The sequence below is a fragment of the Streptomyces sp. NPDC001770 genome, from assembly GCF_053596135.1.
In genome coordinates this window covers 22,953-34,817 of the sequence record NZ_JBSFFN010000033.1, presented here as the reverse complement: position 1 = coordinate 34,817, position 11,865 = coordinate 22,953, and the positions used below count along the sequence as shown (strand labels likewise).

The 11,865-nt window shown below is 73.2% G+C and carries 11 protein-coding genes; 8 read left to right on the top strand and 3 right to left on the bottom strand.

What is annotated here, in order from left to right; translation table 11 throughout:
- The first annotated feature begins 239 nt into the window (after positions 1–239).
- From ACWCSV_RS26130 to ACWCSV_RS26120, 3 genes are all read left to right on the top strand, one after another.
- On the top strand, positions 240–743 hold the full coding sequence (locus tag ACWCSV_RS26130) for a helix-turn-helix domain-containing protein (protein ID WP_451146150.1): 504 nt from the start codon (positions 240–242) through the stop codon (positions 741–743).
- A gap of 18 nt (positions 744–761) precedes the next feature.
- Complete coding sequence (locus ACWCSV_RS26125; RefSeq protein WP_451146148.1) at positions 762–1,436, top strand: hypothetical protein; 675 nt, start codon at positions 762–764, stop codon at positions 1,434–1,436.
- Positions 1,437–1,696: 260 nt separating this feature from the next.
- Positions 1,697–2,032: a DUF2516 family protein gene (locus ACWCSV_RS26120; RefSeq protein WP_451146146.1), complete on the top strand. Its 336-nt coding sequence runs from the start codon at positions 1,697–1,699 to the stop codon at positions 2,030–2,032.
- Here ACWCSV_RS26120 and ACWCSV_RS26115 read toward each other — a convergent pair.
- The 3 genes from ACWCSV_RS26115 to ACWCSV_RS26105 form a co-directional block, all read right to left on the bottom strand.
- Positions 2,014–3,414 (bottom strand): PP2C family protein-serine/threonine phosphatase, encoded by a 1,401-nt coding sequence (locus ACWCSV_RS26115; protein WP_451146144.1) that lies wholly within the window; start codon positions 3,412–3,414, stop codon positions 2,014–2,016. The two genes, ACWCSV_RS26120 and ACWCSV_RS26115, sit on opposite strands and share 19 nt — an antisense overlap.
- A gap of 387 nt (positions 3,415–3,801) precedes the next feature.
- A complete protein-coding gene (locus tag ACWCSV_RS26110; RefSeq protein WP_451146142.1) occupies positions 3,802–4,860 on the bottom strand; it encodes an NlpC/P60 family protein in 1,059 nt (352 codons plus the stop codon).
- Positions 4,861–5,164: 304 nt separating this feature from the next.
- The gene (locus ACWCSV_RS26105) at positions 5,165–5,974 is read right to left on the bottom strand and encodes a class I SAM-dependent methyltransferase (RefSeq protein ID WP_451146140.1); all 810 of its coding nucleotides are present in this window, start codon (positions 5,972–5,974) and stop codon (positions 5,165–5,167) included.
- A 341-nt stretch (positions 5,975–6,315) separates the two neighbouring features.
- Here ACWCSV_RS26105 and mshA point away from each other — a divergent pair, with 341 nt between their 5' ends.
- From mshA to ACWCSV_RS26080, 5 genes are all read left to right on the top strand, one after another.
- Positions 6,316–7,692 (top strand): D-inositol-3-phosphate glycosyltransferase, encoded by a 1,377-nt coding sequence (gene mshA / locus ACWCSV_RS26100; RefSeq protein WP_451146138.1) that lies wholly within the window; start codon positions 6,316–6,318, stop codon positions 7,690–7,692.
- Between the two features lie 64 nt (positions 7,693–7,756).
- Positions 7,757–8,308 (top strand): YbjN domain-containing protein, encoded by a 552-nt coding sequence (locus ACWCSV_RS26095; RefSeq protein WP_451146136.1) that lies wholly within the window; start codon positions 7,757–7,759, stop codon positions 8,306–8,308.
- 95 nt (positions 8,309–8,403) lie between these two features.
- Complete coding sequence (locus ACWCSV_RS26090; RefSeq protein ID WP_451146134.1) at positions 8,404–9,849, top strand: hypothetical protein; 1,446 nt, start codon at positions 8,404–8,406, stop codon at positions 9,847–9,849.
- Between the two features lie 226 nt (positions 9,850–10,075).
- Entirely contained in the window at positions 10,076–10,708 is a 633-nt protein-coding gene (locus ACWCSV_RS26085; protein ID WP_451146132.1) for an RNA polymerase sigma factor, read from the top strand.
- Positions 10,705–11,847 carry a CU044_5270 family protein gene (locus ACWCSV_RS26080; RefSeq protein WP_451146130.1) on the top strand — a complete coding sequence of 381 codons (1,143 nt, stop codon included), beginning with the start codon at positions 10,705–10,707 and terminating at the stop codon, positions 11,845–11,847. Before ACWCSV_RS26085 ends, ACWCSV_RS26080 begins: the two co-directional genes overlap by 4 nt.
- Positions 11,848–11,865: the final 18 nt, after the last annotated feature.

Below are 11,865 nucleotides of genomic sequence, written 5' to 3'. Positions count from 1 at the left end.
GCACGTCACCGGGACACGGTCGCACGTGCCTACGGAGGAGCGGGACTGCCTGCACATCGCGGTGACAGGACAGCAGGCCGGCCACTTCTCATCAGTCGGCTACCGCTGACGACCAGAGACGGATACCGCTGCGAAGTGACAGCTGCCGCTGCGAGTCGCACCGGCCGTCACGCGACACGCACCACACTTTTGCAAGCAACCGCTTGCAATTGTTAGCACCACCGTCGCATCATCGAACCATGGCATCACTCAACGTCGGCAACCTGGGCGAGTACCTCCGAGAGCAGCGGCGCAGCGCGCAGCTCTCGCTGCGGCAGCTCGCGGATGCCGCCGGGGTGTCCAATCCGTATCTCAGCCAGATCGAACGCGGCCTGCGCAAGCCCAGTGCGGAGGTGCTCCAGCAGGTCGCCAAGGCGCTGCGGATCTCGGCCGAGACGCTGTACGTGCGCGCCGGGATCCTGGACGAGCGGGAGCGGGGCGAGCTGGAGACGCGGGCGGTCATCGTGGCCGACCCGTCGATCAACGAGCGGCAGAAGAACGTGCTGCTGCAGATCTACGACTCGTTCCGCCGGGAGAACGGCTACGTCCCCGATCCTGGCGTTTCTGCTGATACCGATACGGCAGACGGCGAAGGACCCGGCGATGCGGGTACGCCCGACGGCTCCGCCAGGAGCACCCGCGCACCCCGTACGTCCGGCGGCAGCGACGCCGCAGACTCCGCAGACCCTCACAACGAACTCTGATCCGGGAGGACCACAGTCATGGCCATCACCGATGACCTGCGCAAGACCCTCACCGACCCGACCCCCCTCTACTTCGCCGCCGGTACGGCCGAGCTCGCCGTGGAGCAGGCGCGCAAGGTGCCGGGACTGATCGAGCAGCTGCGGGCCGAGGCGCCCGAGCGGTTCGAGGCGGTACGCAGCACCGACCCGAAGGCCGTGCAGGAGAAGGTCTCCACGCAGGCCCGCGAGGCGCAGGCCAGTGTCCAGGCGAAGGTCACCGAGGTGATCGGCTCGTTCGACACCGACCTGCGCAAGCTCGGCGAGACGGCGCAGGACTTCGCGCTGCGCGGCCTGGGCGTGGCCGCCGAGTACGCGGTGCGGGCCCGGGAGGCGTACGAGAAGGTCGCCGAGCGCGGCGAGCAGAGCGTGAAGGCGTGGCGCGGGGACGCGGCCGACGAGATCGTCGAGATCGCCGCCGTGGTGGAGGCGGACCCCAAGGCCGCCGATCCCAAGGCCGCGCCCAGGGCCACCGGGCCGAAGCCGGCGGCGGCCAAGCCGGCCCCGGCCGTCGCGAAGCCGGCCGTCGCCAAGCCCGCTCCCACCGCCAAGCCCGTTCCCACCGCCAAGCCCGCCGAGGCGAAGGCCGCCCCGGCGAAGCAGCCGCCCGCGCCCCGCAAGGCGGCAGCGAAGAAGTCCACCCCGCCCGCGAAGTAGCGGAGCGGGCCGGGGCGGGCTGTCGCCGCGAAGGCGCGGTCCGCCCCGGCGCCGGTCGGCGACCGGTCGGCGACCGGACAGCACGGGCGATGGACGTCGACTGCATGGACGGTACAGAGGGCGCGGTACAGAGGGCGGTACCGGCGGCGCAGGCGTGTTCCGGCGTGGAGCGGGCATCGTGACCCCCGGCCCGTTCGCCGTCCCGGTACGGTTGCCACAGGGGCCGGAAGGCGCTCACCCACGACGAGGCGGTGCACATCATGTTGCTCAGCGGATTCAGCACATTCGTCCAGCTGCTGTACCTGCTCATGCTCGTTCTGGCCGTGCTGGCGCTGGTCTTCGCGTCCATCGCGCGCGAGGACGCCTACCGGGCGGCCGACAAGAAGACGAAGAAGTTCTGGGTGATCATCCTGGCCGTCGCGGTGGCCGTGAACCTCTTCGTACCGATGATGTTCCTGATCCTCGCCGGGACGGTCGCGTCCATCGTGTTCCTGGTGGACGTACGGCCCGCGCTCAAGGCGGTGTCCGGGGGCGGGAACCGTCGCGGCGGGTCCAGCAGCGACGGCCCGTACGGCCCCTACAACGGCGGGCGCTGAGCCGGTACGACCGGTACGGCGGTCGCGACGGCCGACGGCACGGGGTGGGTTCGCACGGCGAGCCTGCCCCGTTTGCGTGTCCGGTCCCGCTCACGGTCGCGGTCCTTGCTCCGGTCCCGGTCCTTGTCGCGGTCGCGGGAGAGGAGCAGGACGGCCACGTCGTCGGTGAGCTCGCCGCCGTTCAGCTCCCGCACCCGGGAGACGGCGGCGTCCAGCAGCTCCTCGCCGCGCAGGCCCCGGCCGAGCTGTTCGTCGACCATGGCGACCATGCCGTCCTGGCCGAGGCGCTGGTTGCCGTCGCCGATACGGCCTTCGATGAGCCCGTCCGTGTACATCATCAGGTGCCAGGCGCCGCCCAGCTCGACCTGGCGCCGGGGCCACCGGGCGCGCGGCAGCAGGCCGAGCGCCGGACCGCCGTCCTCGAAGGGCAGCAGGCGTGCGGCGCGTCCGGCCCGGGAGATCAGCGGCGCCGGGTGCCCGGCGAGGCAGAGCCCGGCGCGGCGGCCGTCCGGGGCGATGTCGACGGTGCAGAGCGTCGCGAAGATCTCCTCGCTCTGCCGCTCGTGCTCCAGGACCTGCTGGAGCGTGGAGAGCAGCTCGTCCCCGCAGAGCCCGGCCAGCGTGAGGGCCCGCCACGCTATGCGCAGCTCCACTCCGAGGGCCGCCTCGTCGGGACCGTGGCCGCAGACGTCGCCGATCATCGCGTGGACGGTGCCGTCCGGCGTACGGACGGTGTCGTAGAAGTCGCCGCCCAGCAGTGCGCGGCTGCGGCCGGGGCGGTAGCGCGCGGCGAAGCCGAGGCTGGAGCCGTCCAGCAGCGGGGTGGGCAGCAGGCCGCGCTCCAGGCGGGCGTTCTCCTGGGCGCGCAGCCGGGACTCGGTCAGCTGGTGCTGGGTCATGTCGGCGCGCTTGCGCTGGACGGCGTACCGGATGGCACGGCTCAGCAGCCGGGCGTCGAGCTCGTCGCGGAAGAGGTAGTCCTGGGCGCCGACGCGTACCGCCTCCGCCGCCAGCTCCGCGTCGTCCTCGGCGGTGAGCGCGAGCACGGCGTGCCGGGGCGCGATCCGCAGGACGTGCAGGAGCGCGGCGAGCTCGTCGGTGCGCTCGGAGCCTCCCCCGTCGTCCGCCGTGGCGCGTGCGCCGGAGCCGCCGGGCAGCGAGAGGTCGAGCAGGATGCAGTCGACGTCGTCGGTGAGCAGCCGCCCGGCCTCGGTGAGGTTGCGCGCGGTGCGGACCCGGACCCGGGTGCCCGCAGCCGCGGGGAGATCCGGGAGGGAGAAGGTGCCCGTGGGGTCGTCCTGGATCACCAACAGGGTGAGGTCGGCTCCAGCGGTGCTCTCCGCAGCGGGCACGGCACGCTGCTGAGGTACGGGTGCGGGCATCGGTTTCCGGGTTCCTTCCCTCCCCCCGAGGGCGCGGGCGGGACGACGGTCGACGACCTGCCAGACCGGGACCATAGCGTTCGGCGGGCCGGGAGCGGAATGGCGCCCGGGGACGCGCCGGAGTCATATGCGCAGTCATAAGCCGCGTCCTGGCACGGATCCGGCGCGATGCGCCCCTCCGCCGCGGGCCCGGACGTCATGACAAACATCACGCGGGCGCGTACGCGCGTGGGGAGTGGGTCACACGCCCGCGCACAGGCCGGATCGCACGCCCGGAGCGCGGTGGTCGTACACACCCCGGCGCGCGCTCACCACCGTCGAACCGGCGCGCGCGCCCACCAGTACCGAGCCGGTGCGCACCCACCACTACCGAACCGGTGAGCGGGCCTACGCGTCCGGGCGCACCACGCCGAGGATCTCCATCGAGCCCGCCCCGGTCAGAGTGACGTTTCGCCCGGGGCGCGGGGCGTGCACCACCATGCCGTCGCCGACGTACATCCCGACGTGGGTGGCGTCGCTGTGGTAGATGATCAGGTCGCCCGGGCGCATGTCCCCGATCGCGATGTGCTTGAGCTGCGCCCACTGCTCCTGCGAGGTGCGGGGTATCGGCCGCTTCGCCGCCGCCCACGCCTGGGAGGTCAGGCCGGAGCAGTCGTACGAGCCGGGGCCTTCGGCCCCCCAGACGTACGGTTTGCCGATCTGGGCCAGCGCGAACTCCACGGCGGCCTTGCCGCTCGGGCTCGCCTCGCGGTTGATGTCCTTCAGGGCGCCGGAGCTGAGCCAGGAGGACTGGGCGGCGGCCTGCGCCTGCTTCTCCAGTTCGAGGAGGCGGGCGCGCTCCTTCTTCTCCAGCTGCGCTTCGAGCTTCTTCGCCTCGTCGATCCGGGCGTTGATCTCCTTCTTCGCCCGGGCCTGCTGGAGGCGGCCGGCCTCCAGCTCGTCCCAGTTGTCCTGCGCGTCGTCGGTGTACAGCTCCAGGTCCGCCTGGGCCCGGGTCAGTTCGGAGAGCGCGGCGTCGGAGGCCTGCTGGCTCTGGCGTATCTGGTTGAGGCCGTACAGGAAGAGCCGGGGGTCGCTGCTGAGGGCGAGCTGCGTGCCCGGCGGCAGGCCGGCGTTGCGGTACTGCTCCCGGGCCTGGGCGCCGATCTGGTCCTTCAGCCGGGCGATCTTCTCGCGGCCCGCGTCGATGGCGCGGCCGAGTTCGCCCAGTTCGGCGGTCTGCTTCTTCACCTGCTCCTCGGCCAGGTTGTACGCGTCGGTCGCGGCCCCGGCCTTCTCGTAGAGCTGGTCGATCTCCTCGCGCACCTCGGCGAGGGACTTCGTGGCGGGGACCTGCTGGACCGAGGGGGGCGGTTCGGGTGCGGCCCATGCCTGGACCGGTGCGGAGAGCACGGCGAGTGCGCAGACCACGGTGATGGCGGCTGCGGCACAGTGACGTCGCTTCACGAACGAACTCCCCCTCCGGCACCCTGGAGCAAAGGCCCGATAGCGCTCATGTGACTTACTGTCAGTAACTTTTCGGCAACGTCGAGATCGTGCCATGCCGTCCCGAAAAGCAACAGGGGGACCGGGAGAAGGACGCGTCACACGTACGCAACACGGCGTGCCTTTCCTCCTCCTTTCCCTCTCGGCTCCGCGCCCGCCCCCTTCCGTGCGCCCTGCGCACATCTCCGGAGCACGCCGGACTGTTCGCCGACCTGTTCGCCGGGCTGTGCGCGGGAGTGCGCACCAGGCGGTACGCCCGCCGCTCTCAGCCCAGGGCCCGGCCGCGCCCGGTGCCGCCGCCCGGGCGCAGGGCCTCCCACGCCACGGTGAGTTCGCCCTGGCGCCAGCGGCGTACGCCGTCGCGGAGCGGCCAGTCGGTGGCGAGCGAGCGTGCGGCGGCGATCCAGCGCTGGCGTGCGCCGAGCGAGGCGTACGGGGCCGCGGTCGCCCAGGCCAGGTCGAAGTCGCGGAGGAAGGCGTGCACCGGCTCGCCGGGAACGTTCCGGTGGATCAGCGCCTTGGGGAGACGTTCGGCCAGGTCGGAGGGGCGGTCCAGCGAACCGAGCCGCGCGGCGAAGGTCACCGTGCGCGGGCCCTCGGGCCCCAGTGCCACCCACACGTGCCGGCGCCCGATCTCGTCGCAGGTGCCCTCCACCAGCAGCCCGTCCGGGGCGAGCCGCGCGCACAGCCGCTCCCAGACGGCGGCGACCTGGTCCTCGTCGTACTGGCGCAGCACGTTCGCCGCCCTGATCAGGGCGGGCGGCTCGGCCAGCGGCACCTCGAAGCCGCCGTGCCGGAAGGTGAGCCCCTCGCGGGCGTACGGCTGCGCCGCCGCGACCCGTTCCGGGTCGATCTCGACACCGACCACGCTGGTGTGCGGGGCGGCGCTGCGCAGCCGGGCGAGGAGCTCGACGGCGGTCCAGGGGGCCGCCCCGTAGCCGAGGTCCACCGCGACGGGGGAGTCCGCGCGCCGCAGCGCGGGGCCGTGAGTGGCGGCGATCCAGCGGTCCATGCGGCGGAGCCGGTTCGGGTTGGTGGTCCCGCGGGTCACGGTGCCGATGGGGCGCTGGTGCATGCGGTCGAGCGTACGCGGCGGGGTGCTGGAGTGTGCCGGGCGCTCGTATACAAGAGATGCGCGGGCGCGCGTACGGAACGTGCGCGCCCGCGCGCGATCGCGGGTACGCGACGGGGAAGCCCGCACGACGGGCGCGCGCCGGTCCGTACCCGTGGACGGGGCGGAGAACGGCCCGCGCGGGGCGGAGAACGACATCCACCGGGCGGAGAACGACGAAGGTTGACACGGCATGGCAATGATTTGGCAAAGGCGGAAATGAATCGGGCGCGTTTCGCTGTTTCGCGGACGAAGGGACGTCCGTCCCTTCCATGGCATGCCCTGAGCGAGGAGGTCCGGACGACGTGAGTCGTGACGTCTCCCGATTCGGCGGCAGCCGCGTGGCGCCGCGTCTGCGGTTCCCGGGCGGGCGTGGCAGCGGTCTGGCGGCCGGGTTCACCGGCGGGCACCGCAGGCCGCGCAGGATCGCGATGCTCTCGGTGCACACCTCGCCGCTCCACCAGCCCGGCACGGGCGACGCCGGCGGCATGAACGTATACATCGTGGAGCTGGCCAGGCGCCTCGCCGAGATCAACATCGAGGTGGAGATCTTCACCCGGGCCACCACCGGCTCCCTGCCCCCGGTGGTCGAGATGGCGCCCGGGGTGCTGGTCCGGCACGTAGACGCGGGACCGTACGAAGGGCTCTGCAAGGAGGACCTGCCCGCCCAGCTCTGCGCCTTCACCCACGGCGTGATGCAGGCCTGGGCCGGTCACCGGCCCGGCTACTACGACCTCGTGCACTCCCACTACTGGCTCTCCGGCCAGGTCGGCTGGCTGGCCGCGCAGCGGTGGGGCGTCCCGCTGGTCCACGCCATGCACACGATGGCGAAGGTCAAGAACGCCGCGCTGGCGGAGGGCGACACCCCCGAACCGGCCGCCCGGGTCATCGGGGAGACCCAGATCGTCGACGCGGCCGACCGGCTCATCGCCAACACGGCGGAGGAGGCCGACGAGCTCGTCCGCTTCTACGACGCCGACCCGGCCTCCGTCGCCGTCGTACACCCCGGCGTCAACCTGGAGCGTTTCTGCCCCGGCGACGGGAGGGCCGCCGCGCGCGCCCGCCTCGGGCTGCCGCAGGACGCGCTGATTCCGCTCTTCGCGGGGCGCATCCAGCCCCTGAAGGCGCCGGACGTGCTGCTGCGCGCCGTGGCGGTGCTCCTGGAGCGCGATCCGTCGCTCCGGTCGCGGATGGTCGTCCCGGTGGTGGGCGGCCCCAGCGGTACGGGGCTCGCCAAGCCGGAGGTCCTCCACAAGCTGGCGGCCAGGCTCGGCGTCGCCGATGTCGTACGGTTCCAGCCGCCGGTCGGGCAGGACCAGCTCGCCGACTGGTTCCGGGCCGCGTCCGTGCTGGTCATGCCGTCGTACAGCGAGTCCTTCGGGCTGGTCGCCATAGAGGCCCAGGCGGTCGGTACGCCGGTCGTCGCCGCCGCCGTGGGCGGACTGCCGGTCGCGGTGCGGGACGGCGTCAGCGGCTTCCTGATCCCGGGGCACGACCCCGAGTCGTACGCGCTGGCGCTCGAACGGTTCGCCCGCGCGCCGGAGCTCGTCGACCGGATGGGCACCGCCGCCGCCGAGCACGCGCAGTCCTTCGGCTGGGGCACCGCCGCCGCCGCGACCGCCGACGTCTACACCGGTGCGATGCAGGACCACCGCCGCCGGGTCCGCTCCCGCCAGGGCTGAGGCCCGGGAGCCGGACCGTACCGGCCGGTAGGTGCGCGGCGGCGCGCTGTCGTACGCTCGCACCATGGCTGAGGCAGTGGACGAGGCGGCAGTGGCGCGGATCATCGAGGCGGCCCTCGACGGCGCCGGCCTGGAATGGGAGAGCCCGGAGCCCGGCAACTACGTCGTCAAGCTGCCCGGCACCCACAAGCTCTCCACCACCTGCTCGCTCCTCGTCGGCAAGCACTCCCTCTCCCTCAACGCCTTCGTCATCCGGCACCCGGACGAGAACGACGCGGCGGTCCACCGCTGGCTGCTGGAGCGCAACCTCCGCCTCTTCGGCGTGAGTTGGGCGGTGGACCGGCTCGGCGACATCTACCTCGTCGGCAAGCTGCCGCTGAGCGTGGTCACCCCGGACGAGCTGGACCGGCTGCTCGGCACGGTGCTCGAAGCGGCCGACGGGTCGTTCAACACCCTGCTGGAGCTGGGCTTCGCGAGCGCCATCCGCAAGGAGTACGCCTGGCGGGTCTCGCGGGGCGAGTCCACCCGGAACCTCGACGCGTTCGCCCACCTGACCCGGCGTACGGACGCGGGGACGGAAACGGACGCGGGCACCGCGGGCACCGCCGCAGACTGACCGCCCGGGGCGCCTCCGGTGTCCGGACGGTGTGTCATCTCCCCTCCACGGGGCAGATGTCCGTGCGTCCGCCCCCACCTGCCCGGAGCCACCGCGTGCCCAGTCAGTCACGTCCTGCCGCGCCGCTCGGCTTCCACTGCGAGCACACCCCCGCCGAGAGCCGGGTCCTCGCACTCGTGGACCACCGCCCGGGTCCCGCCACCCTGCACGCCGTCCTGACCTGCCGCACCCCCGGACTCGCCGACGAGGCCGCCCGCGTGCTCCAGCTGGCCCTCCGCGTCCCGGCCGACGCGTGGGACTCCGGCCCACTGGAGGAGCTGTGCGCGCGGCTTCCGCACGGTACGGCGGGCAGCCTGCGCACCGCCGTCGGCCGAGCCCTCGCGGGCGCCTGGCCGGTGGACGGCGAACCTGTGGACGGCGCACCGGGCCACGGGGAACGCGGCCACGGGCGGGCCGCCCCGGACGCCCGGCTCGCCGAGCTCCCCGGCCCGGTCTTCCAGATCGCGCTGCTGCGGGAGTTCCACGTCCACGACCGGCAGGCGCTGCTCAAGGCCGCAGCCGACGAGGGCTGGGAACCTCTGCCGGCCGGACGACTGGGCGCGCACGACCGGCAGGACCTCATCGGCGCCACCCAGTGGCTCGCCGAGCACGGGGGAGACATCGCGGGAGCGGACACCCTCGCCGACCGCAGCCAGGCCTACCGGCTCACCGTCGACGAGGGCGACGAGCTCGCGGGCTGGAGCCGGGAAGCGGTGGTGGCGGACTTCGGATCCGGCTGGCTCCGTGGCGAGGAGGCCCACCGGGCCGCGGAGCCCGGAGGGATCGCGGAGCCCGAGGCGTTCGCCGGGCCCGGAGCGTTCGCGGAGTCGGCCGGCGTCCTCGGGGAGCCCGAACGGCCGGACTTCGCCGCGCTGTTCGAGGTGGAGGACCCGCACTGCGCGGACCCGGAGTGCGGGGAGGAGCGCTGCCGGTGGCAGCTCACGCCCCGTACCGCCGCGGCCCTCCACGAGGCGCTGCGGCTGCTGGCCCGCCGCGCCCGCGAGGACGCCGCGGCGCTCGGCGACCGCCCTCTCGCTCCGGGCGGGATCGGCGAGAAGTCCGGGGTCTTCACCCGGCTGCCCAGGGTGACGTTCGGTGTCGGCGCTGCCTGGAGGCTGCGCTTCGCGCGGGCGGTCGGGAGCATCGGGGACGACCTGCACAACGGCTGGTGGCCGGAGCCCACCTGCACGGCCGAGGAGGTGGCCCTGCACCTCGCCATCGAGGACGCGCGCGCCGCCGTGGAGGCCGGGGCCGCCGCCGGGACCGGGCCCCGCGGCGGCGGAGCCCTGCCGGCCCACCGGGACGACCACGACTTCGACGCGTGCGCCGAGATGTTCTTCCAGGACACCGATGTGCTGATGCTCTACGACGCCGGTCTGGACGGCATGGAGGACCCGGACGACGAGGTCAACCAGCGGCTCGGCATAGGCGACCTCCGCCCGGCCGCCTGGTTCGAACCCTTTCTCAACGTCACGCCCCGCGGCGAGGACGACGACGGCTGAAGGCTGTCCGGCTGTCTCGCTGTCCGGCTGTCCCGTCGTCGCGCTGTTTCGTCGTCGCGCTGTTTCGTCGTCCTGCTGTCCTGCTGTCCTGCTGTCCTGCTGTCCTGCTGTCCCGCCGTTCCCCGGTGCCGGCCCTGTGGCGAGGGTCACGGGAACCCCCTCACCGCGCCGGAGAGGTAGGGGTGTGAGATGTGATGAACAGGGAGACCGGGAGCAGCAGGAGCGCATGCGCGCACGGATCAGAGCGGGCGACCGTGATGCGTTCGCCGCGCTCTACGAGGAGTACGCGCGGGCGGTCTACAACCACGCCTACCGGCTGACGGGGGACTGGCCGACAGCCGAGGAGGTTCTGTCCGAGACCTTCCTGGCTGCCTGGCGCACCCGTCATGCCGTCGAGCCCGAGGGCGGCTCGCTGCGGCCGTGGCTGTTCGGGATCGCTACGAACAAGGCCCGCAACGCCACCCGCGGCACCAGGCGGCGTCTCGCCTTTCTGGCCCGCCGTCCCGCCCCGGAACCGGTGGCGGACATCGCGGACGCCACGGCCGGCCGTGTCGACGACAGCCGGCGGCTCGCCGCGGTCCGGCGCGCGCTGGTCGGGCTCCGACGCCAGGAACGCGAGGTGCTGGCCCTCTGTGTCTGGTCCGGCATGGACTACGCCGAGGCCGCCGAGGCGCTGGGCATTCCGGTGGGCACCGTACGTTCGCGGCTTTCCCGCGCGCGCGACCGGCTGCGACGGCTCAGCGAGGAGCAGCTCCGCCGGGCACCTGACGGGACCGGAAGGGAACCCGGCCCCCGCTGCGGAGAGGTAGGGAGCAGGGCCGCGTTCGTGGCCCTGCCCATCCAGGAGGAAGCCCGATGAACGACGCCCGTACCTCCGGCTCCGAGCGGGCCGAACGCGAGGAACTGGACCGGCTGTTGCCGGCTCCGGCCGAACAGGACCTGCCCCCCGGCCGTCATCTCCACCACAAGGACACCCTGATGCGTCTGATCGACCAGGACGGCGATCGCGCCACCGCACGCCCCGCCACCCCACGCCCCGGCACCGGCACCGGCTTCAGCAGTCGTCTCCGCCTCCTGCGCCCCGCCCTGCTGCTGCCCGCCACCGGACTCGCCGTGGGTGCGGTGCTGCTGACCACGCTCGGCGGTGCGACCGGCCAGGACCACTCTTCGGCGCCGTCCACGGCGGGCACGGGTGCGGGCTCCCGGGAGACGCCCGCGCGTGGCGCGACCGTACTGCTCGACCGGATCGCGACCGTGGCCGAGAAGAGCGACGAGCAGGCGGTCACCGGCGACCAGTTCGTGTACGTCAGGACAGTGCAGACCGAGAACGAGGGCACATTCGGCGGACCGGTGAGGCTGTCCGCGATCCGTGAGCGTGAGGTCTGGATGTCACAGAAGGCGGGGCCGGTGATCGATGTCGGCCTGATCCACGAGGACGGCTCGTACTTCCCGATCACCGTCGGCGTCCCGGACGGCGAGCCCGCCGTCGGTGAACCCGCCGGCCTCAGCCGGCCGACGTACACGTGGCTGGCCTCGCTGCCCACCGACCCCGGCGCCCTGCTCCGGCGGCTCGCCGCCGAGATCACCCGCGACCAGGACGCGCGCGACACCCCGGCCGACGAGCGGGACCAGGCCCAGGACGCCTTCGACGCCATCGGCGAACTGCTGCGGGAGACGCTGATGCCGCCCAGGACCGCGGCCGCCCTCTACAAGGCCGCCGCGCGCATCCCCGGCGTGACCGTGGACTCCGACGCGGTGGACGCGGCCGGGCGGCACGGGATCGGCGTGGCCCGCGACGACACTCGCGACGGGGACCGCACCACCTGGATCTTCGACTCGGCCACCCTGCGGTACCTGGGTGAACGGAGTTACCTCATCAGAGACACCTCCATGGGCAAGAAGGGCACCCTGACCGGCCAGACCGCCGTACTGGAACGCGCGGTCGTCGACGCCCTCCGCGCGACGCCACCGGCCAAGAAGCCGTCAGCGACGGCCTGATCCTGGCAGCGTGGCGTG

Bases quoted from the DNA above. Each gene is read 5' to 3' on its own strand.
- ACWCSV_RS26130 (WP_451146150.1), top strand. From the start codon at position 240: ATGGCATCACTCAACGTCGGCAACCTGGGCGAGTACCTCCGAGAGCAG.
- ACWCSV_RS26125 (WP_451146148.1), top strand. From the start codon at position 762: ATGGCCATCACCGATGACCTGCGCAAGACCCTCACCGACCCGACCCCC.
- ACWCSV_RS26120 (WP_451146146.1), top strand. From the start codon at position 1,697: ATGTTGCTCAGCGGATTCAGCACATTCGTCCAGCTGCTGTACCTGCTC.
- ACWCSV_RS26115 (WP_451146144.1), bottom strand. From the start codon at position 3,414: ATGCCCGCACCCGTACCTCAGCAGCGTGCCGTGCCCGCTGCGGAGAGC.
- ACWCSV_RS26105 (WP_451146140.1), bottom strand. From the start codon at position 5,974: ATGCACCAGCGCCCCATCGGCACCGTGACCCGCGGGACCACCAACCCG.
- ACWCSV_RS26095 (WP_451146136.1), top strand. From the start codon at position 7,757: ATGGCTGAGGCAGTGGACGAGGCGGCAGTGGCGCGGATCATCGAGGCG.
- ACWCSV_RS26085 (WP_451146132.1), top strand. From the start codon at position 10,076: ATGCGCGCACGGATCAGAGCGGGCGACCGTGATGCGTTCGCCGCGCTC.
- ACWCSV_RS26080 (WP_451146130.1), top strand. From the start codon at position 10,705: ATGAACGACGCCCGTACCTCCGGCTCCGAGCGGGCCGAACGCGAGGAA.